This is a genomic window from Parageobacillus sp. G301, assembly GCF_030268025.1.
In the GTDB taxonomy this organism is placed as follows: Bacteria; Bacillota; Bacilli; order Bacillales; family Anoxybacillaceae; genus Parageobacillus_B; species Parageobacillus_B toebii.
Genome location: NZ_BSDB01000001.1, coordinates 960,748 through 981,946, shown reverse-complemented (window position 1 = coordinate 981,946; position 21,199 = coordinate 960,748). Strand labels below are relative to the sequence as shown.

The window sequence follows — 21,199 nt, the reverse complement described above, 5'->3', positions numbered from 1 at the left end:
ACTCGACTTTGAATGGAGGGGACGTTATGGCAAAAACGATTGCAGTGGTTGGTGCTGGATTAATGGGAAGCGGCATTGCCCAGTCGGTAGCGATGGCGAAAAAAAGCGTCCGTTTATACGATATTTCCGAAGAGGCCCTTGAGAAAGGGCTTGCTTCGATTCAAAAAAGCTTGTCCCGGTTTGTGAAAGCGGGAAAATTATCCGAACAAGATGCGCAGCAAACGTTGCAGCGCATTCGCACTGGCACTGATTTGCAAGAAGTGGTGGAGGAGGCGGATGTCGTCATTGAAGCGGTGCCGGAAGATTTATCGTTAAAGAAAGACGTATTTCAGAAGTTAGACCGTTATACGAAGCGGGAGGCCATCTTAGCGACGAACACATCAGAATTAAGCGTGACAGCGATTGCCGCGGCGACGGCAAGACCGGATAAAGTGATCGGCATGCATTGGTTTAATCCGGCCCCTGTTATGAAGCTGATTGAAATCGTTAAAGGAGAGACGACATCGGATGAAACGGTAGCTGCTATTCAACAGTTGTCCGAAGAAATCGGCAAAGAAACGGTCGTTGTCAAAGACCGACAAGGGTTTGTCACGACAAGAGCGATTGCCGCACATATGATCGAGTGCATCCGCATGTATGAAGAAGGGGTCGCATCCGCCGAGGATATTGATAAAGCGGTTCGCCTTGGGTTGAACTATCCGATGGGGCCGCTGGAGCTAGCCGATATGGTCGGGTTAGACACAATGCTGTTTGTTAGCGAAAATTTAACCGAAGCTTACGGAGACCGTTTCCGGGCGCCGCAAATTTTGCGCAAGCTTGTCGAAGCAGGACATTTAGGAAGAAAAACAGGAAAAGGATTTTATACGTACAACGAATAGACGCAAGGAGGAACACTGATGAGAGAAGTTGTCATTGTCGAAGCGGTGCGCACGCCAGTCGGCAAGCGAAACGGCGTGTTCCGCAACGTACATCCCGTTCATTTAGCGGCGATTGTGCTCGATGAAGTCGTAAGAAGAGCGGGAATCGAAAAACGGCTTGTCGAAGATATTGTGATGGGATGTGTCACGCCCATTGCAGAGCAAGGATACAATATTGGGCGGCTTGCTGCGCTGGAGGCGGGATTTCCGATCGAAGTGCCAGCCGTGCAAATCAATCGGATGTGCGGGTCAGGACAGCAGGCGATTCATTTTGCTGCCCAAGAAATTCGCTCTGGCGATATGGATATTACGATTGCTGCCGGCGTCGAAAGCATGACGAAGGTGCCGATTTTAAGCGATGGAAACGAAAAAACGATTCCGCCGTCGCTGCATGAAAAATATGAATTTGTTCATCAAGGAATTTCCGCGGAATTAATCGCCGAAAAGTACGGGCTGACGCGCGAGCAGCTGGACGCATATGCATACGAAAGCCATCAGCGCGCGATTCGGGCGCAAGAACAAGGAATATTTGATCAAGAAATCGTGCCTGTGGAAGGTTTGGATAAAGAAGGGAACGCCATAATGGTAACAAAAGATGAAGGGCCGCGTCGGGATACATCGCCAGAAGCGCTCGCTTCACTGCAGCCTGTCTTTCGTAAAAATGGAAAAATTACAGCCGGCAATGCGAGTCAAATGAGCGATGGGGCGGCTGCGGTGCTATTAATGGAAAAAGAAACAGCGTGGAAGCTTGGCGTAACGCCAAAAGCGAAGATCATCGCGCAAACGGTCGTCGGCTCCGATCCGACATATATGCTTGACGGTGTGATTCCGGCAACAAAAAAGGTGCTTCAAAAAGCGGGGTTAACGATTGATGATATCGATTTAATCGAAATTAACGAAGCATTTGCTCCTGTTGTATTAGCGTGGCAAAAGGAAATCGGCGCTCCGTTTTCCAAAGTGAACGTAAACGGCGGCGCCATTGCGCTCGGCCACCCGTTAGGAGCGACCGGTGCGAAATTAATGACATCGCTCGTTTACGAACTCAAACGGCGAAATGCCAAATACGGATTGCTGACGATTTGTATCGGTCACGGGATGGCTACCGCAACCATCATCGAACGGCTGTAACAAAAACCGGCGCTATCAATGCGCCGGTTCTTTTTAGTACTGATCCATGGATTGATTCCGCAATGAACGATGCGGAAGTTTCCAATTATACGTGTACGATAAAATTCTTAAAATCGTGACAACAACAAACAATATATAAAGCTCGACGGGGGTGGAGGCAAGTTTTGTTCCGACCGCTGCGCCGGCGACAATCGCCCATGCCGCGTAAATCTCCGAGCGGAGCACTAGCGGTTTTCTGCCGGCAAGGATGTCACGGATAATCCCGCCGCCGCTTCCCGTGAGCACCGCGGCAACAATCACCGCGCTTAACGGATGGTTCATTTTTACAGCATAAAGCGCTCCTTGGATGGCAAACGCCGAAAGACCGAGCGCATCAAAAAAATTTCCCCACCGTTTCCAATGTACCAATGTTTTTTGTGGAAATAAATAAACGATGGTCATTGCCAATAACGCGATAAGAAACAACGTTCCTTGCTCCCATAACGCTGATACTGGCACGCCGATTAACAAATTGCGAATGGCGCCGCCGCCAAACGCGGTGACGATGCCAAGAATGTAAACGCCAAGTAAATCATACTCTTCTTCCATAGCGACAATCGCACCGCTAATCGCAAAGGCAATCGTGCCAATGATGCTTAACACTTCCCATGTCATAAGTGCATTCCTTTCATTCTCGTTGTACGGTAACATTGTACGGTGATATAAACGGAAAATCAATCCTTCAAACTACATCGATATGATGACAAGTGTATGCTCGTTATAATAGCGATTTGCGGCAAGATTTGTTATGATGGATGCAGGTTGAGTTACGCTGATGGAAAGAAGGTGCTGCATTGAACGAACGCGAAAAAGTGATTTTAGTCGGGTGTCAACTTCCCCATATCGATGATGAACGGTTTTTTTATTCCATGGAAGAATTAGCGTCGCTAGTGCATACCGCTAACGGCGAAGTCATCATGACCGTTACGCAAAAGCGGGAAGCGATCCATCCAGCGACATATATCGGAAAAGGAAAAGTAGAAGAACTTGCTCACCTTGTCGAACAATTAGAGCCAGATGTCGTTATTTTTAATGATGAATTATCACCGAGTCAAAACCGTAACTTGTCAAGGCAGCTATCCGTACGCATTATTGACCGGACACAGCTTATTTTAGATATATTCGCGCAACGCGCACGTTCCAAAGAGGGAAAACTGCAAGTAGAGCTTGCTCAATTGCAATATTTATTGCCGCGTTTAAGCGGACAAGGAGCGGAGTTGTCTCGCCTTGGCGGCGGGATCGGAACAAGAGGACCGGGGGAAACAAAGTTAGAAACGGACCGCCGGCATATTTATCGGCGCATCGATGAAATTAAAACACAATTGAAATTGGTTGCCGAACATCGCGAGCGATACCGGGAACGCCGCAAAAAAAATCACGTTTTTCAAATTTCTCTTGTCGGTTATACGAACGCGGGAAAATCGACGCTGTTTAATCGCTTGACTGATGCGGATTCATTCGAAGAAAATTTATTGTTTGCCACCCTTGACCCGCTGACGAGAAAAATAACACTTCCAAGCGGCTATACCGCGCTCTTAACGGATACGGTCGGTTTTATTCAAGATTTGCCGACAACGTTAGTAGCGGCGTTTCGTTCCACGCTCGAGGAGGTAAAAGAAGCAGACTTAATTTTGCACGTTGTCGATTCATCGAATCCAGATTATTACAATCATGAACAGACGGTTTACGAATTGCTCGATGAGCTGGGCGTCTCCTCCATTCCGATCGTTACCATCTACAACAAACGGGATATTGCTCATCGCAACTTTGTGCCAAGTACAAAAACAGATGCAATTATCATCAGCGCTTTTAACGAGCACGATTTACACAGACTGCGGCAATTTATCGAAGAGACGATGATGAAGCAAATGGTTTATTATCATGTATCGATTCCGAGCAATGAGGGGAGACTGCTTGCTCAGTTAAAAGCGGAAACGATTTTACGTGAGTTGCATTATAATGAAGAAAGCGGTATGTATGAATGTAAAGGCTATATGATGCCAAAACATCCGTTATATGGACAATTGCGACAATATCAATAATAGAAAGGGTCATCATATGTTCACACAGTTACGACATGGAGAAAAAATCTCTGCACTGGTGAAAGAAATCGAAGCACAAATTGCACCAATCCACAAAGAAATTGATGAACGGATCGATATTAATCAATATCGGGTATTAGAAAGTTTTCGGCGTCATAAAGTGAGTGACAGTCATTTCATTCCATCAACAGGGTATGGATATGATGACATCGGCCGAGATACGCTCGAACAAATATATGCGGACGTATTCGGCGCCGAAGCGGGAATTGTCCGCCCGCAAATTATTTCAGGAACACATGCGATTTCCATTGCTTTATTCGGCATTCTCAGACCGGGCGATGAGCTGCTTTATATTACCGGAAACCCATATGATACGTTAGAAGAAATTGTTGGCATTCGCGGCAGCGGTGTCGGCTCATTAAAAGAATTTCATATTCATTATCAAAGTGTGCCGCTGACAACAGAAGGCCGAGTTGACTTTGATGCTGTCAAAAACGCGATTAATGAGCGGACAAAAATGATCGGCATTCAGCGTTCGAGAGGATATGCTACGCGGCCATCATTTACGATTGAAGAAATAAGCGAAATGATCTCGTTTGTAAAAGCGATCAAGCCGGATGTCGTTGTCTTCGTCGACAATTGTTATGGCGAATTTGTCGAAGAAAAAGAACCATGCCACGTTGGTGCAGACTTAATGGCGGGATCGCTGATTAAAAATCCCGGCGGAGGACTTGCGAAAACGGGAGGATATATCGTTGGAAAAAAACAATATGTGCAGGCATGCTCGTATCGCATGACTTCTCCGGGCATCGGCGCCGAAGCGGGCCCTACTTTATATAGCTTACATGAAATGTATCAAGGGTTTTTCTTAGCCCCTCATATCGTTGGCCAAGCGTTAAAAGGAGCGGTTTTTACAGCGGCGATGCTTGAACGAATTGGTTTAAACACGCAGCCGTCTTGGGATGCGAAGCGGACTGATTTAGTTCAGTCAGTACAATTTGAGGATCCAGAACAAATGATCGCGTTTTGCCAAGCGATACAATTTTCCTCTCCGGTAAACGCACATTTTACTCCGTACCCAAGCTATATGCCCGGCTATGAAGACGACGTCATTATGGCGGCAGGAACGTTTATTCAAGGAGCGAGCATTGAATTAACTGCGGACGGTCCGATTCGGCCTCCATATGTTGCTTATGTACAAGGAGGATTAACATATTCTCATGTGAAAATCGCTATTTGTACGGCGATTGATCAGCTAATGGAAAAACGATTAATTTCTTTGTAAGGAAATCTAACATTTCATTGACATATATTCTAACGTGATGTAAAATTAAATATCATAAGCGAGGAGGAATTGGCATGAATAGCAATATTCGTCGTTCCATGCCATTGTTTCCGATTGGGATAGTGATGCAATTAACAGAATTGTCTGCCCGTCAAATCCGTTATTACGAGGAGCATGGCCTTGTTTCTCCAGCACGCACAGAAGGGAATCGCCGTTTATTTTCACTAAACGATATCGATCGTCTTCTTGAAATTAAGGACTTGATTGATCAGGGAGTAAACTTGGCCGGCATCAAGCAAATTTTTGCAGCGCGACAATCGGATAAGAATAAAGAACAAACGGAAAAAGTGGAAAAAGTGGTGAACCAAAGATTATCCGATGAGGAATTGCGCGAAATTTTGCGAACGGAACTCATGCAAGCGGGCCGATTTCATCGTGCATCACTACGCCAAGGAGATCTCGCTCGCTTCTTTCATTAATAATCGTTCGTCATAAAATTGGGAGCCGGGGAGGAGTTTAGAAATGGCAAAGTACACAAGAGAAGACATTATGCGCATCGTCAAAGAAGAAAACGTCAAGTATATCCGTCTGCAATTTACCGATATTCTTGGCACTGTCAAAAACGTAGAAATTCCAATCAGCCAGCTAGAAAAAGCGCTAGACAACAAAATGATGTTCGACGGTTCATCGATCGAAGGATTTGTCCGTATCGAAGAATCGGATATGTACTTATATCCTGATTTAGATACGTTCGTTATTTTCCCATGGACGGCGGAAAAAGGAAAAGTAGCCCGCTTTATTTGTGACATCTATAATGCAGATGGTACTCCGTTTGAAGGGTGTCCGCGCTATAACTTAAAGCGGATGTTAAAAGAGATGGAAGCGCTCGGATTTACCGCTTTCAATCTAGGTGCAGAACCAGAATTCTTCCTATTTAAACTCGATGAAAATGGGCGTCCTACCCTTGAATTGAACGACCAAGGCGGTTATTTTGACTTGGCGCCAACCGATTTAGGAGAAAACTGTCGTCGTGATATCGTTCTCGAATTAGAAGAAATGGGATTTGAAATTGAAGCTTCACACCATGAAGTGGCGCCTGGCCAGCACGAAATTGACTTTAAATACGCCGATGCGGTAAAAGCGTGCGACGACATTCAAACATTTAAGCTTGTTGTCAAAACCATTGCACGCAAACACGGTCTTCACGCGACATTTATGCCGAAACCAATCTTCGGCATTAACGGTTCTGGAATGCACTGCAATTTATCTTTATTTAGAAATAATGAAAACGCGTTTTTCGATCCAAATGGCGACTTGCAATTAAGCGATACGGCGCTTCAATTTATTGCCGGTGTGCTGAAACATGCGCCAAACTTTACGGCAGTGACAAACCCAACGGTGAACTCATACAAACGTCTTGTTCCTGGATATGAAGCGCCATGTTATGTTGCATGGTCCGCTCGCAACCGCAGCCCGCTGATCCGTATTCCAGCTTCACGGGGAATGAGCACGCGCATTGAGGTGCGCAGCGTGGATCCATCGGCAAACCCTTATTTAGCAATGGCGGTATTGTTAGCAGCTGGACTAGACGGAATTAAAAACAAATTAACTCCTCCGGCTCCAGTGGACCGCAACATTTACGTGATGACAAAAGAAGAACGCCTAGAAGAAGGAATTGTTGACTTGCCAGCGACATTGGCGGAAGCGCTCGAAAACTTAAAATCGGACGAAGTAATCGTTCAAGCCCTCGGAAAACATCTATTCGAACATTTCGTCGAAGCGAAAGAAATCGAATGGGATATGTTCCGAACTGCTGTTCATCAATGGGAACGCGATCAATATATGGAACTCTATTAAAAGGCAAAAGGCTATCTCGCTTCATGCGAGATAGCCTTTGTTTGTATAAATGCTTAGTGAATGACGCGATAGACGCCGATTACTTTGCCGAGAATCGTGCAATCGCGGACGATAATTGGTTCTAAATTAGAGTTTTCCGGCTGCAGGCGAATATGATCTTTCTCTTTAAAAAACCGCTTTACCGTTGCCTCATTGTCTTCCGTCATTGCTACAACGATATCTCCGTTATCCGCGGATTGCTGTTGGCGCACAATCACATAATCTCCATCTAAAATACCTGCTTCAATCATGCTGTCTCCCATCACTTCAAGCATAAAAACGTGATCTCCCGATGAAACGAGCCGTTTCGGCAGCGGAAAATAATCTTCAATGTTTTCAATGGCTGTAATCGGCTGACCGGCCGTCACTTTGCCGATGATCGGCACTGAGATGACATCGTCTGTTTGATTGGAAGTAGAAAAATCTGCATCCAAAATTTCAATGGCTCGCGGCTTTGTTGGATCGCGGCGAATATATCCTTTGCTTTCGAGACGTGCTAAATGCCCGTGTACGGTGGAGCTGGAAGCAAGTCCGACTGCTTCGCCGATTTCGCGGACAGAAGGAGGGTAGCCCTTTGTTTTTACTTCTTTTTTAATAAAATCCAAAATTTGCTGTTGCCGCTTTGATAGTTTCGTCATCCTACACACCTCTTACCACATCATTTGTTTACATTATAGCATGCAGGCATAAAAAAAACAAACATAAGTTCGAAATTTATATTGACACAAACAAATGTTCCTCATTATAATGAGGATAAAACCGAACAAACATTCTTAAGAGGTGGGATAACATGAAACGCATGTTTGTGCATTATATTATTTTTTCGGCGCTTTTATTGATGGTAATTGGGGCATTTTTATACGCGAATAAACCGATAGAAAAAGACAAATATATGGAAATTACGGTCGCATCGGGAGACACGCTATGGAAGCTGGCAAAGGAATATGAAGGACAACATCAACTTTCGACAACGGAATTTATTAACTGGGTGATCGATGTCAATCATTTGTCGAGCCAACGAATTGTCGCCGGTGAAAAAATTGTTATTCCTGTGTTAAAATCAAAAGAAGACAAATCGTTAGTCGTCAGCAAATAAAATCATGGAGTGGTTAAAGTGAAAGCGGTTATTTACTGTCGTGTCAGCACAGATAAGGGAGAGCAGGAGACATCGCTGGAACGCCAGAGAGAAGAGCTGGAGCTTCTTGCGGAAAAGCACGGCTTTGAAGTAGTGAAAGTCATTATGGAACAAGCAAGCGGCTATGAAGTAGACAGAGACGGTGTGTTTGACTTGCTTTCCACGTTGAAAGAGCAGCGGATTGATGCGCTTCTTATCCAAGATGAAACAAGATTGGGACGCGGCCATGCAAGAATCGCACTTCTCCACTGCATTCAAAAAGAGGGAGTAAAAATATATACGATCACCCATAACGGCGAAATGCAGCTATCAGAGGCGGATTCGATGGTATTAAACATTCTTAGCATTGTCGAAGAGTATCAGCGGAAAATACATAATTTAAAAATTAAGCGCGGAATGAGGCGGGCGATTGAGCAGGGGTACCGGCCTGAGCGAAATTTAAAGCACATTGGCGAAAATGCTGGGAGGGAGCGAATCGATCTCCCTGTCGAAGAAATCGTCCGCCTTCGCCATAACGGTTTGACGTTTGCGGAAATTGCTGCGACATTGCGCGGGTTTGGTTACGATGTTTCGAAAGCGACCGTTCACCGCCGCTATCGAGAATATGTGGATTCTCATTCATCGTCCATATGAAAGTATCGTTAATAAACAATCTTTTCCGTTGCTTTTTTATATAAAGATGCATCCGTTCTTCGTTTGCGGCGGATCTTTTTGCATTCATGGATTTTAAACGTCTTGTCGCAATATGCCCAAGCGTGTGATGAAGCAAGATAGTTGCGATTTCTATTTATGTCCTATAAGATGAGAGCGTAACAATACAATAATAGGTGGAGGCAAACATGTTATCAAAGCAAAAAATGGCACGAATTAACGAGTTGGCCAAAAAGGCGAAATCATCTGGTTTAACAAAGGAAGAAGCGCTTGAACAGCAGCAGCTTCGCCGCGAATACATCCAAGTGTTTCGCAAAGCGATGGAGGATATGTTGCATTCCGTAACGGTTATCGATCCCAATGGCAATGATGTGACACCAAAAAAATTAAAAGAAAGTCAAAAAAGCCGGTTTCATTAAAAGGCAAAAGAAAGCATCTTAAAACATAAAGATGCTTTCTTTTATAAACTAAAGAAATAAGTTGTACATTTCCTTTCATTTTCTATATGATAGAATTGACACTACGTTGATGAAAGGATGAAAAACATGACGCATACAATCGAAGAATTAGCGATTACGACGATTCGAACATTGTCGATCGATGCCATCGAGAAAGCGAAATCCGGTCATCCAGGAATGCCGATGGGAGCGGCACCGATGGCATATACACTTTGGACGAAATTTATGAATCACAATCCAAGCAATCCGAAATGGTTTAACCGCGACAGATTCGTGTTATCCGCAGGGCATGGATCGATGCTGTTATACAGCCTGCTTCATTTAAGCGGTTACGATGTTTCCATGGAAGATATTAAACAATTCCGTCAATGGGGCAGCAAAACGCCAGGACATCCAGAATATGGTCATACACCAGGGGTAGAAGCAACGACTGGTCCGCTCGGCCAGGGGATTGCAATGGCCGTTGGTATGGCAATGGCAGAGCGCCATTTAGCAGCTACATATAACCGGGAAAATTTTGAAATTATAAACCACTATACGTATGCGATTTGCGGCGATGGCGACTTAATGGAAGGGGTTGCATCTGAAGCTGCATCATTAGCTGGACATTTAAAACTCGGCCGCCTTATCGTTCTTTATGACTCGAACGATATTTCGCTTGACGGAGAATTAAACCTTTCCTTTTCTGAAAATGTAGAACAGCGCTTTAAAGCGTACGGCTGGCAATATTTGCGCGTAGAAGATGGAAATAATATTGAGGAAATCGCTAAAGCCATTGAAGAAGCGAAAGCGGACACGACTCGTCCGACATTGATTGAAGTGAAAACGACCATTGGCTACGGTTCGCCAAATAAAGCCGGAACATCTAACGTACACGGCGCTCCGCTTGGGGCGGAAGAGTTAAAACTTACGAAAGAAGCGTATAAATGGACATTTGAAGAAGATTTTTACGTTCCGCAAGAAGTATATGATCACTTCCGTCAAGTAGTAAAAGAAGCGGGAGAGAAAAAAGAAGCGGAATGGAATGAACTATTTGCCCAGTACGAAAAAGCGTATCCGGATTTGGCGAAACAATTGAAATTAGCGATGAACGGAGAACTTCCAGAAGGATGGGAAAAAGCTCTTCCGGTATATGAAGAAGGAAAAAGCCTGGCAACACGCGCATCTTCTGGAGAAGTGCTAAACGCAATTGCTAAAACGGTTCCGCAATTGATCGGCGGTTCAGCCGACCTTGCAAGTTCCAATAAAACATTAATTAAAGGCGCCGGAAACTTTACTCCAGAAAGCTATGAAGGGCGAAACATTTGGTTTGGCGTGCGTGAATTTGCGATGGGCGCAGCAATGAACGGAATGGCATTACATGGCGGTCTAAAAGTATTCGGCGGTACGTTCTTTGTTTTCTCTGATTATTTGCGCCCTGCCATCCGTCTCGCTGCATTAATGGGCTTGCCAGTGACGTACGTTCTTACGCATGACAGCATCGCTGTTGGCGAAGACGGGCCGACGCATGAGCCAATTGAGCATTTGCCATCGTTGCGCGCGATGCCGAATTTATCAGTCATTCGCCCGGCTGATGCGAATGAAACGGCGGCTGCATGGCGTTTAGCCGTAGAGTCAACCGATCAACCGACCGCATTAGTGTTAACGCGGCAAAATGTCCCGACATTGCCAAATACGGCAGAACGGGCATACGAGGGCGTGAAAAAAGGTGCTTATGTCCTATCTGAGGCGAAAAACGGCAATCCAGAAGCATTATTGCTTGCGTCTGGATCTGAGGTAAGCCTTGCGGTGAAAGCACAACAAGCATTAGCGGAAGAAGGCATTCACGTTTCCGTCATCAGCATGCCATCATGGGATCGTTTTGAAAAACAACCGGATGAGTATAAACAACAAGTGCTTCCGCGTGCAGTGAAAAAACGTTTAGCTATTGAAATGGCAGCTTCGCTCGGTTGGGAGCGTTATGTCGGTGATGAAGGCGATATTTTAGCCATCGACCGCTTCGGAGCTTCCGCACCAGGAGAAAAAATCATGGAAGAATACGGATTTACAGTAGAAAATGTGGTTAAACGAGTAAAAGCATTGCTTGACAAATAACAAGAAAAAGCTGTCTTCGCCTTTTCGGTGGAGACAGCTTTTGTTATGTGAAAAATCGACAATGTTAGCAAAAAAATTTTCCGTTAATAGACATATTTTTCCCTTTTGTTTTCTTATAATAGAAATAAACGAATAGAAGGAACGGGGGATGGGAAATGGTACGCTATTGGATTTATTTGCTAAATGAAGAAGTGGCAAGCTATTATCGCGATCGTACGGAAAAGATTGTCGGACTATTGCGTGAGCATCAATGCGCGAAAGCGCCGTTGAAAAGCATTTGTCGAAAACAAGTCGAATTTATTACCGAACGGTTATCGTTTTCCCGATTGGAATTAGGATTGAAACAATATTTTTCCGGCAACGTCGGCAAAAATTTAGAGCGCAATATGTTTATATTGAAAAATGAAATCGAGGATGAAGCGCTGCTTATCGTGCAAAAGCGCCGCCTACTTCTCGTCACCGACAGTTCATCGATCGCTGACGACATTTTTCGCGCGCTTGCGCAAATTTCCCCTTCTTTTTTAGCGGTCGGCGCTGATTTTGACGACTATGGTTGGCTGACTCCGTTGATGGGCGGAAGAAAATTTGCGTAAATAAAAGATTTTTGTAAGGAAATATTGTATAATACCACATGGTTTAGTACACTGTTAGATAGACAACACGAAGGAGGAAGTAATAGTATGTGGACAACGATTCTCGTTGGTGTTCTAGCGCTTATTGCAGGAACAGCGCTAGGATTTTTCATTGCCCGTAAAACGATGATGAACTACTTAAAGAAAAACCCGCCAATTAATGAACAAATGATTCGGATGATGATGATGCAAATGGGGATGACACCATCCCAGAAAAAAATCAATCAAATGATGAAAATGATGAACAATCAGCTAAAATAAACACGGACAGGCACTCGGAACGGAGTGTCTTTTTATTTTAAATAAACTTTCAAAATTTTTTTATTTTTGCTACAATAATATAGCGCATTTTACGTGACGATGGGAGAGGTTCGATGACGGTATTTCGTGATTTATTTTGGTTTTTTCGTCAGGAGAAAAAAGCATATATAACAGGAATTATTGTACTTTTGATCGTTGCTTTTTTCGAAACGATTCCGCCGAAAGTCATCGGAATTATGATTGATCATATAAAAGAAGGAACGATTACAAAAGCAATTCTCATTCGCTGGATGGTTACTTTGCTTGTTGTTGCCATCGTCCTATATGTATTGCGTTATTGGTGGCGCATTTTAATTTTTGGTTCGGCTGTGAAGTTATCGCGGCAGCTTCGCAATGAGCTGTATGCCCATTTTACGAAAATGTCGCCGTCTTTTTACCAACGGAAACGTATCGGTGATTTAATGGCACATGCGACAAACGATTTACAAGCAATTCAACAAACAGCTGGAATCGGGATATTGACGCTTGTCGATTCATTGGCGTTAGGCAGTTTCGTGCTGGCGACGATGGCATTTACGATAAGTTGGAAATTAACGATCATTAGTTTATTGCCGATGCCGATTATGGCGATTGCGACAAGCCGCTATGGCACGCTTCTGCATCAGCGGTTTTTAAAGGCGCAGGAAGCATTTTCTTCCTTAAACGATAAAGTACAAGAAAGCATAAGTGGAATTCGTGTAATCAAAGCGTTTGGCTATGAGCAAGACGACATTGATTCATTTCGCAAGCAGTCGGAAGATGTCGTTTCGAAAAACATGGCGGTTGCGAGAATCGATGCTCTGTTTGACCCGACGATTTCATTGATCGTTGGCATTTCGTTTTTCTTAGCCGTTATGTTCGGCGCAAAGATGGTCCTTGCCGGTGAATTAACCATCGGCAAGCTCGTATCGTTTACGACGTATCTCGGTTTGTTAATTTGGCCGATGTTGGCGTTTGGTTGGCTGTTTAACATTGTCGAGCGCGGGCGGGCATCGTATGACCGTGTCCGAGCGCTGCTTGACGAGAAAGAGGAAATTCAAGAGGCGGAAAATGCGATTGCTACCCCTCCAACAGGGGATATTGTTTACGATATTCAACAATTTACGTATCCGAATGAAGAAAAACCTGTTTTACGGAATATTCGCTTTCACTTACGGCGGGGTCAGACGCTTGGCATCGTCGGAAAGACAGGGGCGGGAAAGACGACGCTGCTTAAGCTATTGATTCGCGAGTTTGATCAATACGATGGGGAAATTCGTTTCGGAGATCACGAAATTAGCGAATATACATTACATGCGCTTCGTTCGTCGATTGGCTATGTACCGCAAGACCATTTTTTGTTTTCTGCTACGGTGCGGGAAAATATTGCATTTGCCTGCCCGGAAGCGAGTGAAGAAGATGTGATAAAAGCGGCAAAATTAGCGAATATTCACGAGGATATCGAACAGTTTGCCGACGGCTATGAAACGATTGTTGGGGAAAGAGGAGTTTCGCTTTCCGGCGGACAAAAGCAGCGCATTTCGATCGCTCGTGCTTTACTTTTAAATCCGGAAGTGCTTATTTTAGATGATTCGTTATCAGCGGTGGATGCTAAAACGGAAGAGCGGATTTTGACAGCTTTAAAAGAAAATCGCGCTGGAAAAACGACGATTATTACCGCACATCGGCTTAGCGCGATTCAGCACGCTGATTTAATTCTTGTGTTAGAAGAAGGGTGCATCGCGCAAATGGGAACACACGAAGAACTAATGAGAGAAGGCGGCTGGTACCGCAATATGTATGAACGGCAACAGCTTGAGTCATTAGTGGAACAGGGAGGGGAAGTATGGAAAATAAATCGTTAACACCAAAAGAACAACGGCAAGTTTTATGGAGATTGTTATCGTACATGAAATTATACAAACAAGATACCATGCTTGCCTTTATATTGCTTGTGCTGGCAACGGCCGGAGAACTCATCGGACCGTATTTAGTAAAAATATTTATCGACGATTATTTAACACCGCGGCGCCTTGATTTTGCGCCACTATTTTGGCTTTCGGCAGCATATATCGGTGTTTTGCTCCTTAAAACGATCATTTCCTACTTTCAACTCGTTAAATTTCAAGAACTGGCGTTAAAGGTCATCCAGGCGCTAAGGATGGACGTGTTTACGAAAGTGCACCAGCTCGGGATGCGCTATTTTGATCAGACGCCAGGCGGAAGCATTGTGTCGCGCGTGACGAACGATACGGAAGCGATCAAAGACATGTTTGTTAGTGTACTTGCCGCTTTTATTCAAAATGGCGTATTTGTGATTGGCGTATTTATTGCGATGTTTGCGTTAAACGTACAACTAGCCGTATATTGTTTATTTATCTTGCCGGTTATTATTTGGATTATGAAATTGTATCGTCATTACAGCTCGATTTTTTATAAAGACATGCGTGAACGTCTCAGCGAATTAAATGCGAAACTAAACGAATCGTTGCAAGGGATGGCAGTTATTCAAGTGTTTCGCCAGCAAAAACGGCTTCGCGAAGAATTTTCGCAAATTAACGACAAACATTACGCCGCAGGCATGAAAAATATTAAAATCGACGGTTTGTTATTGCGTCCTGCGATCGATTTCGTTTACATCGTATCGATTATGGTTGTTCTTAGCTTTTTTGGAATTTCCGCGATGGAAAGCCCGGTGGAGATCGGGGTGTTGTATGCGTTTGTCAACTATTTGGAGCGTTTTTTTGAACCAGTGACGCAAATGATGATGCGTCTTTCCCTATATCAGCAGGCAATCGTTTCCGCTTCACGCGTATTTGCGCTTCTTGATCATGAAGAGTTGGCGCCGAAGAACGCGGAAAAATCGAAAGCATCGATTACAGAAGGTAAGATTGAGTTTCGCGATGTTAGTTTTTCGTATGACGGAAAACGGGATGTGCTCAAGCATATTTCGTTTGCCGCCAAACCAGGTGAGACCGTTGCGCTTGTTGGTCATACCGGCAGCGGAAAAAGCTCGATTATTAATTTGTTAATGCGGTTTTACGAATTTGACCGCGGTGATATTCTCATTGATGGTGTATCGATTCGCGATTACACGAAGGAAGAGCTCCGTAAAAATATCGGCCTCGTTCTACAAGATCCATTTTTGTTTTATGGAACCATTAAAGACAACATTCGCATGTACAACCAATCTTTAACGGATGAACAGGTGAAAAGCGCTGCTCGTTTCGTGCAGGCGGACTCATTTATTGAAAAACTTCCGGACAAATACGATCACCAAGTAGTAGAAAGAGGATCTACTTTTTCTAGTGGGCAGCGGCAGTTAATTTCGTTTGCCCGAACCATTGCGGTAAATCCAAAAATACTCGTGTTGGATGAAGCGACTGCCAATATCGATACAGAAACAGAAGAAGCGATCCAAGAAGCGCTCGCAAAAATGCGGAAAGGTCGAACGACGATTGCGATTGCCCACCGTCTTTCCACGATTCAAGATGCTGACCAAATTCTCGTCCTTCATCGCGGGGAAATTGTGGAGAGGGGAACACATCAAGAGTTGCTAGCACAAAAAGGGTTATATTATAAAATGTATTTATTGCAAAACGGACTAATAGATGTCGAAGAATATGCGTAAAAAAGCGCTTCTCACGCTATGGACGAGGAGCGCTTTTTTGCTTATAGTTTTGTTTGTTATACGTGTTTAAAAGTGAATCAAGCTCCCGGCTCACTTGAATCGTCACGGTTGAGTTCAATCCGTTTTTTGCGACTGCTTCAATCAATTCCATCCGCTTTTTTTCAATTAAAATTAAAATTTCTTTGTTCGGCACAGAGGAACAAGTCCTTTCTTTTAAAATTTTTACAGGTGTATTGTATACTATTTTACCAATAAATTCAAAAGAGCAAAATTGAAAAAGAAAAAAGCATGGTCGTTCATAGGTTACTAATAATGATATTTTTGCTACAATAAAAATAAAAAATCAAGCAGGAGTTGAAATAAGATGGCCGATGTTAATCTATTTTTAGCATTTGGTGCCGGCTTTTTATCGTTTATTTCTCCGTGTTGTCTGCCTTTATACCCGGCGTTTTTATCGTATATTACCGGCATATCGGTGAGTGAGCTGAAGACGGAGAACGCGTTGATGCAGCGGCGAAGTTTATTGCATACATTATTTTTCTTGCTCGGTTTTTCTCTTATATTCATTTCGATTGGATTCGGAACGTCGCTTATTGGCAAATGGTTTAGTGAATACCAAGATTTTATACGACAAATCGGTGCGCTTCTCATTATTATTTTTGGCCTTGTGATTGTCGGAATATGGAACCCGGCTTTTTTAATGAAAGATCGTCGTCTTTCGTTTCAAGAGCGGCCTTCTGGCTACATTGGCTCGATCATCATTGGCATGGCTTTTGCGGCCGGTTGGACTCCGTGCACTGGCCCGATTTTAGTGTCGGTCATTGCGCTGGCGGCGACAAACCCAAGTTCTGGAATGCTATATATGCTTGCTTATTCGTTGGGGTTTGCCGTTCCGTTTTTTATTCTTTCGTTTTTTATCGGAAAGCTGCAATGGATCCGTCGCCACAGTGAAAAAATGATGAAAATCGGCGGTTATGTGATGATTGCAATGGGTGTTGTTCTCTTTTTTGACTGGATGACAAAAATTATTACGTATACGACAAGTATTTTTGGAGGATTCACCGGCTTTTAAATTAGTTTGTTATTAAGGGGAGTAAAGGAGTCATGGCAAAAATTCTCATTGTTGATGATGCAAAATTTATGAGAATGACGTTATCCACCATTTTGAAAAAAGCGAACCATGAAATTATTGGAGAAGCGGAAAACGGGAAAGAGGCGGTGGAACTGTATCAGAGATTAAAACCGGATATCGTCATGATGGATATTACGATGCCTGTGATGAATGGGATCGAAGCTGTGCGTGCGATCAAACAAGAAGATGCAAATGCGAAAATTATTATGTGTTCAGCAATGGGGCAGCGGCGCATGGTTGTAGAGGCGATCGAAGCAGGAGCGGCTGATTTTATTGTGAAGCCGTTTGAAGAAAGCCGCGTGATCGAAGCGGTGGAGCGTTTATTATAAGCAATATGTATATGCAAGATTTGTTGCTTTTTGTTATAATACATTATCATACACTTGAATGAAGAGGATGATGTGTTTGGCTATCGTAAGTTCAATCGTTGCAGTATTCATGGCATTGCTCGTTTTGTTTGTGAGGATGAAAGCATCGAATAAACCGACAAACGCCAAAAAAATTATTTTACCTCCAATATTTATGAGCACAGGGGCTTTGATGTTTATCGACCCAGTATTTCGCGTAACGAAAGGAGAACTGATTGAGGCGGTCGTTTTAGGAGCATTTTTTTCCATCTTCTTAATTAAAACGTCGAAATTTGAAATCATAAATGGAAAAATTTACTTAAAGCGCTCGAAAGCGTTTATCTTCATTTTAGTCGGTTTGATTGTCATTCGTCTTGGCTTAAAAACATACTTAGGAAGAACCATTGACTATCGCCAATTAAGCGGGATGTTTTATTTGCTTGCTTTTTCAATGATTGTGCCGTGGCGTGTTGCAATGTATATTACGTATAAAAAATTAGAACGGCGTTTAAAACACCAACCGCCCATTTTAATAACATAATAAGAGAAAAAAGCGGGAGATGCGTCCCGCTTTTTTCTTGCAATCAGCTTACTTGCTTTGCAGCAAATGTTCATAAGGAGCGATATTAATTTGTTTTTCTTTTAATGTTTTTATTAAAAATTTATGGTCGCGTTTTGGGGTTGCTATAATGTAACCGCGAATAATTAAATCTTTTGTAATTCGAGAAGCGTTTTCTTGAAGCGCGAGTTCCCCGATTTTTCCAGCAATTTTTTGCCGAGCGACATCGCGAAACAATTCAGGAACCGGTTTTACTAATTCCTCTAAAAGCGCCTTTTCTTCTTCTCCCCATAAATGCCGTGTCTGCTCAATATAATATTCCTGCCAATCTAGTTCCGATTTCCCATCTTCTTTTGGCAGCCGTTTTAAAAATTTGCGAAACATAAAAAAACCACCGATCGACATGGTGACAAGCAAAAAAACGCTCCAAAACAATATAAACCAAAGAAACCAACCTTTTAGCATCATTCCCACCTCAACGAATTCCAATCTATCAACCATTATTGCGAAAAAAGCGGTTTTTGGCAAGATAAGCATGTTTTTATCACATTGTTACGAAAATGTAATGCAAATGTAAAGAAATGCCGCAATCCTTTATGTGTCAATAGCTGGACTATTGCTATAGCAGTCAAATGGAAATAGAAACCAGTGATATGTATCTATAAACATGCTAATCTATTACAAGCAGACGACAAACCAAAAGGCAACTATGAGGAGGATAGAATGATGAAGAAAACTCTTGCAACACTCGCGGTAGTTTGCTGTATGGTCGTCGGCTTTACCTCTTATTCAACAGATGCGGCAACAACTTATACATACTATAAGGTGAAGAAAGGCGACTCGCTTTACAAGATTGCGAAAACATATAAAACAACCACTTCTGCGTTAAAATCATTAAATCATCGAAAAAGCGATGTTCTTATTGTCGGCGAAACAATCAAAGTGCCGCAGCTTGTAAAAACTCAAGCGGCGAAGCAAGCAGAGAAACCTGCTTCCCAAAAGCCGAAATTTTCTATTTGTGCAGAAGAACGAAAACTAATGGCACAGCTTGTCCATGCGGAAACCGGTTTTAGCGAGCCATTTGCCGGGAAAGTGGAAGTTGCGCTCGTTATTTTAAATCGCGTGAAACATCCTGCTTTTCCAAAGAGCATTAAAGGTGTCATTTACCAAAAAACAAAATCGGGTTATGCGTTTGTTCCTGTAAAAACAGGAAAACTAACGCGCATTCAGCCGACGAAACAAGATTATGCTGCGGTCGATCAAGCACTATCGCTATTCCCGAACGACCGCCGCGGTTCGCTGTACTTCTATAACCCTAAAATTACGAAAGATAAATGGATGTTATCAAGACCGGTAACGATTCGTATCGGGAATCATGTATTTGCAAAATAAATGAGGATATTCCCTAGATTGGGAATATCCTCATTTTTTTGCAACAACGAGCTTATCTCTTTCATAGAGGAGAGTGTGGAACGGAACGGCTCGATTTTATCTATGAAAATTAAAAGAATGGACAATTCAATAAAAATATTATGTAAACAAAAAAGCCCTTTTTGTAAGAGCTTACTCACTTATATCTATTACTGTGATATGATTTTGAGGTGAATGGTTTTGTAGAGCAACTTTACTAATCCGAACTTCTAAAATTGGCGGTGAAAAATGGGCGGAAATATTTTTGTCCAGAAGCGAGAATGGCAGTAAAATATTCCGCTGTTTTTCCGTTACCCCATTTTTCTGTATTTGAATCGTCAGCGAATGGTTTTCGCATAGTACGACAATGTTTTCTTTTTGACAATGCGAAAGCTCGGCCTCAACAATATAGTCTTCTGCCGTCTCCAACACATCGACGTGAAAAATTGTTTCATCTAATATGGATGCATAAGGGTCGTTGCATAACAATTCCAGCCATTGCCGCAGTTCGCTTTGCTCTTCCTTTTGATTTTTGTGCACTTGGATAGCTCCCCCGCATTCGTAGTATCGCTGTTGTTTATCGTATGCATGATCGCGGGAAATGTTCGCGGTGGGAGCGGAAAATAGTTAATTACATATCATGGCTGGAATTATGTTTTTGCCGCGTATGGTTGCGGTTTTTAACCTTTTTGGATCCGCTTAGCGGCTCCGGCTGCCCCGGATTGTCTCCTTTTGGAGCGTTTTTTCGCATATCTGTGCTTGTATTTTTATTTGTCATGTTTGGTTATCCTCCTTTTGTTCATTAGTATGGCATCATTGTCTTTCATTTATTCGCGGTATAATTTATGGCATCTTTGAAAAGATAATAAATGTGTGGCCGTATTTATAAAAGGAGGAAGTAACGATGGCTTACCATAAAAATAAACAGGAAGCATTTCAAGCGGCACAAAAAGGAACGATGGAAGCGAAGGAATGGTATGATCATTTAGTGCGCGACCAAGCCGATTATGGCCATCAATTAAGTCATTTAAAGAAAGAAGTAAACGAAGCGTTTGAACAAATTAATAATGCGATGGAAGTGGCTTCAGAAAAACAGCGCGTTCAATTGGAAAAGTTTCGCAACGATTTGCAAGCGATTGTCGATGAAGTGAATGAAATTCAATAAAGGGAATGTCGCGACAGGACATTCCCTTTTTTATTTGTACAAAAATTTACGGTAGTCCAGGATGACGAAACGGACGTATCGTTATTGATTCTTTTTTCTGTTATTGATTCTTTTTTCTTTTTTTGTTGTTTTGGCGTTGTGCTTCTGTCAGCGGTTCATTAGAAAATTCTTCGTTGTAGCCGGCACCTTTTCCTTGAGCGCTTGCCGCGTTCATTCCAGGGATAACATGGTTCGCTTTCCGCTTTGCCATTTTGTTCACCTCCGCTACTAGTTTGCAACTGATCAAGAAGTTTATTCTTTTTTTCCATGCGAGAAATTGATAAATATGACAAAACCTTCGAAATTCTATTTACAACTTTTCTACCTTATAATAAGATAAAAGCGTACCAATTTTACGGG

Annotated in this window: 26 protein-coding genes; 19 read left to right on the top strand and 7 right to left on the bottom strand. The window is 43.0% G+C overall.

Annotated features, from left to right (window positions below):
- Positions 1 to 26: 26 nt before the first annotated feature.
- The gene (locus tag QSJ37_RS04990) at positions 27 to 878 is read left to right on the top strand and encodes a 3-hydroxyacyl-CoA dehydrogenase family protein (protein ID WP_285754184.1); all 852 of its coding nucleotides are present in this window, start codon (positions 27 to 29) and stop codon (positions 876 to 878) included.
- A gap of 18 nt (positions 879 to 896) precedes the next feature.
- The gene (locus QSJ37_RS04985) at positions 897 to 2,045 is read left to right on the top strand and encodes a thiolase family protein (protein ID WP_285754183.1); all 1,149 of its coding nucleotides are present in this window, start codon (positions 897 to 899) and stop codon (positions 2,043 to 2,045) included.
- Between the two features lie 33 nt (positions 2,046 to 2,078).
- Here QSJ37_RS04985 and QSJ37_RS04980 read toward each other — a convergent pair whose 3' ends face one another.
- A complete protein-coding gene (locus QSJ37_RS04980) occupies positions 2,079 to 2,699 on the bottom strand; it encodes a trimeric intracellular cation channel family protein (protein ID WP_285754182.1) in 621 nt (206 codons plus the stop codon).
- Between the two features lie 179 nt (positions 2,700 to 2,878).
- On the opposite strand from QSJ37_RS04980, the gene hflX reads away from it, so the two are divergent.
- The 4 genes from hflX to glnA all read left to right on the top strand — a co-directional run bounded on the left by hflX (position 2,879) and on the right by glnA (position 7,268).
- Positions 2,879 to 4,126 (top strand): GTPase HflX, encoded by a 1,248-nt coding sequence (hflX, locus tag QSJ37_RS04975; RefSeq protein WP_285754181.1) that lies wholly within the window; start codon positions 2,879 to 2,881, stop codon positions 4,124 to 4,126.
- A 16-nt stretch (positions 4,127 to 4,142) separates the two neighbouring features.
- Complete coding sequence (locus QSJ37_RS04970; protein ID WP_285754180.1) at positions 4,143 to 5,411, top strand: methionine gamma-lyase family protein; 1,269 nt, start codon at positions 4,143 to 4,145, stop codon at positions 5,409 to 5,411.
- A 74-nt stretch (positions 5,412 to 5,485) separates the two neighbouring features.
- A complete protein-coding gene (locus QSJ37_RS04965) occupies positions 5,486 to 5,890 on the top strand; it encodes a MerR family transcriptional regulator (RefSeq protein WP_285754179.1) in 405 nt (134 codons plus the stop codon).
- A gap of 43 nt (positions 5,891 to 5,933) precedes the next feature.
- Positions 5,934 to 7,268: a type I glutamate--ammonia ligase gene (gene glnA, locus QSJ37_RS04960; RefSeq protein ID WP_285754178.1), complete on the top strand. Its 1,335-nt coding sequence runs from the start codon at positions 5,934 to 5,936 to the stop codon at positions 7,266 to 7,268.
- 53 nt (positions 7,269 to 7,321) lie between these two features.
- On the opposite strand, the gene lexA is transcribed toward glnA, so the two are convergent.
- Positions 7,322 to 7,945 (bottom strand): transcriptional repressor LexA, encoded by a 624-nt coding sequence (gene lexA, locus QSJ37_RS04955; RefSeq protein WP_285754177.1) that lies wholly within the window; start codon positions 7,943 to 7,945, stop codon positions 7,322 to 7,324.
- A 152-nt stretch (positions 7,946 to 8,097) separates the two neighbouring features.
- Here lexA and yneA point away from each other — a divergent pair, with 152 nt between their 5' ends.
- The 8 genes from yneA (at position 8,098) to QSJ37_RS04915 (ending at position 16,187) form a co-directional block, all read left to right on the top strand.
- Entirely contained in the window at positions 8,098 to 8,403 is a 306-nt protein-coding gene (gene yneA / locus QSJ37_RS04950; protein WP_285754176.1) for a cell division suppressor protein YneA, read from the top strand.
- An 18-nt stretch (positions 8,404 to 8,421) separates the two neighbouring features.
- Positions 8,422 to 9,075 (top strand): YneB family resolvase-like protein, encoded by a 654-nt coding sequence (locus QSJ37_RS04945; protein ID WP_285754175.1) that lies wholly within the window; start codon positions 8,422 to 8,424, stop codon positions 9,073 to 9,075.
- Between the two features lie 206 nt (positions 9,076 to 9,281).
- Positions 9,282 to 9,512 carry a DUF896 domain-containing protein gene (locus QSJ37_RS04940; protein ID WP_089097110.1) on the top strand — a complete coding sequence of 77 codons (231 nt, stop codon included), beginning with the start codon at positions 9,282 to 9,284 and terminating at the stop codon, positions 9,510 to 9,512.
- A gap of 126 nt (positions 9,513 to 9,638) precedes the next feature.
- Complete coding sequence (tkt, locus tag QSJ37_RS04935) at positions 9,639 to 11,645, top strand: transketolase (RefSeq protein WP_285754174.1); 2,007 nt, start codon at positions 9,639 to 9,641, stop codon at positions 11,643 to 11,645.
- Between the two features lie 155 nt (positions 11,646 to 11,800).
- Positions 11,801 to 12,238 (top strand): sporulation inhibitor of replication protein SirA, encoded by a 438-nt coding sequence (sirA, locus tag QSJ37_RS04930; RefSeq protein ID WP_285754173.1) that lies wholly within the window; start codon positions 11,801 to 11,803, stop codon positions 12,236 to 12,238.
- 87 nt (positions 12,239 to 12,325) lie between these two features.
- Complete coding sequence (locus QSJ37_RS04925; RefSeq protein WP_015863568.1) at positions 12,326 to 12,538, top strand: YneF family protein; 213 nt, start codon at positions 12,326 to 12,328, stop codon at positions 12,536 to 12,538.
- 113 nt (positions 12,539 to 12,651) lie between these two features.
- Positions 12,652 to 14,421 (top strand): ABC transporter transmembrane domain-containing protein, encoded by a 1,770-nt coding sequence (locus QSJ37_RS04920; protein ID WP_285754172.1) that lies wholly within the window; start codon positions 12,652 to 12,654, stop codon positions 14,419 to 14,421.
- On the top strand, positions 14,403 to 16,187 hold the full coding sequence (locus QSJ37_RS04915) for an ABC transporter ATP-binding protein (RefSeq protein WP_285754171.1): 1,785 nt from the start codon (positions 14,403 to 14,405) through the stop codon (positions 16,185 to 16,187). The genes QSJ37_RS04920 and QSJ37_RS04915 overlap by 19 nt, the downstream gene beginning before the upstream one ends.
- Positions 16,188 to 16,203: 16 nt before the next feature.
- Here the strand turns inward: QSJ37_RS04915 and QSJ37_RS04910 are convergent, their stop codons facing one another.
- The gene (locus QSJ37_RS04910; protein ID WP_285754170.1) at positions 16,204 to 16,380 is read right to left on the bottom strand and encodes an aspartyl-phosphate phosphatase Spo0E family protein; all 177 of its coding nucleotides are present in this window, start codon (positions 16,378 to 16,380) and stop codon (positions 16,204 to 16,206) included.
- A 171-nt stretch (positions 16,381 to 16,551) separates the two neighbouring features.
- On the opposite strand from QSJ37_RS04910, the gene QSJ37_RS04905 reads away from it, so the two are divergent.
- The 3 genes from QSJ37_RS04905 (at position 16,552) to QSJ37_RS04895 (ending at position 18,207) form a co-directional block, all read left to right on the top strand.
- Complete coding sequence (locus tag QSJ37_RS04905; RefSeq protein WP_285754169.1) at positions 16,552 to 17,259, top strand: cytochrome c biogenesis CcdA family protein; 708 nt, start codon at positions 16,552 to 16,554, stop codon at positions 17,257 to 17,259.
- A gap of 32 nt (positions 17,260 to 17,291) precedes the next feature.
- Positions 17,292 to 17,648: a response regulator gene (locus tag QSJ37_RS04900; protein WP_015863573.1), complete on the top strand. Its 357-nt coding sequence runs from the start codon at positions 17,292 to 17,294 to the stop codon at positions 17,646 to 17,648.
- Positions 17,649 to 17,718: 70 nt separating this feature from the next.
- On the top strand, positions 17,719 to 18,207 hold the full coding sequence (locus tag QSJ37_RS04895) for a CcdC family protein (RefSeq protein WP_373467268.1): 489 nt from the start codon (positions 17,719 to 17,721) through the stop codon (positions 18,205 to 18,207).
- Positions 18,208 to 18,255: 48 nt separating this feature from the next.
- On the opposite strand, the gene QSJ37_RS04890 is transcribed toward QSJ37_RS04895, so the two are convergent.
- Positions 18,256 to 18,690: a DUF2621 domain-containing protein gene (locus QSJ37_RS04890; RefSeq protein ID WP_015863575.1), complete on the bottom strand. Its 435-nt coding sequence runs from the start codon at positions 18,688 to 18,690 to the stop codon at positions 18,256 to 18,258.
- 258 nt (positions 18,691 to 18,948) lie between these two features.
- Between QSJ37_RS04890 and QSJ37_RS04885 the strand changes: the two genes are divergently transcribed.
- Positions 18,949 to 19,617 carry a cell wall hydrolase gene (locus tag QSJ37_RS04885; RefSeq protein WP_081189011.1) on the top strand — a complete coding sequence of 223 codons (669 nt, stop codon included), beginning with the start codon at positions 18,949 to 18,951 and terminating at the stop codon, positions 19,615 to 19,617.
- A gap of 171 nt (positions 19,618 to 19,788) precedes the next feature.
- Here the strand turns inward: QSJ37_RS04885 and QSJ37_RS04880 are convergent, their stop codons facing one another.
- Positions 19,789 to 20,175, bottom strand: a complete 387-nt coding sequence (locus QSJ37_RS04880) for an Hsp20/alpha crystallin family protein (RefSeq protein ID WP_285754168.1) — start codon at positions 20,173 to 20,175, stop codon at positions 19,789 to 19,791.
- Between the two features lie 91 nt (positions 20,176 to 20,266).
- Positions 20,267 to 20,413, bottom strand: a complete 147-nt coding sequence (locus QSJ37_RS04875) for a small acid-soluble spore protein P (RefSeq protein WP_015863578.1) — start codon at positions 20,411 to 20,413, stop codon at positions 20,267 to 20,269.
- Between the two features lie 126 nt (positions 20,414 to 20,539).
- On the opposite strand from QSJ37_RS04875, the gene QSJ37_RS04870 reads away from it, so the two are divergent.
- A complete protein-coding gene (locus QSJ37_RS04870) occupies positions 20,540 to 20,800 on the top strand; it encodes a hypothetical protein (protein ID WP_015863579.1) in 261 nt (86 codons plus the stop codon).
- A 100-nt stretch (positions 20,801 to 20,900) separates the two neighbouring features.
- On the opposite strand, the gene sspO is transcribed toward QSJ37_RS04870, so the two are convergent.
- Complete coding sequence (gene sspO / locus QSJ37_RS04865; RefSeq protein ID WP_062677517.1) at positions 20,901 to 21,050, bottom strand: small acid-soluble spore protein O; 150 nt, start codon at positions 21,048 to 21,050, stop codon at positions 20,901 to 20,903.
- Positions 21,051 to 21,199 lie beyond the last annotated feature (149 nt).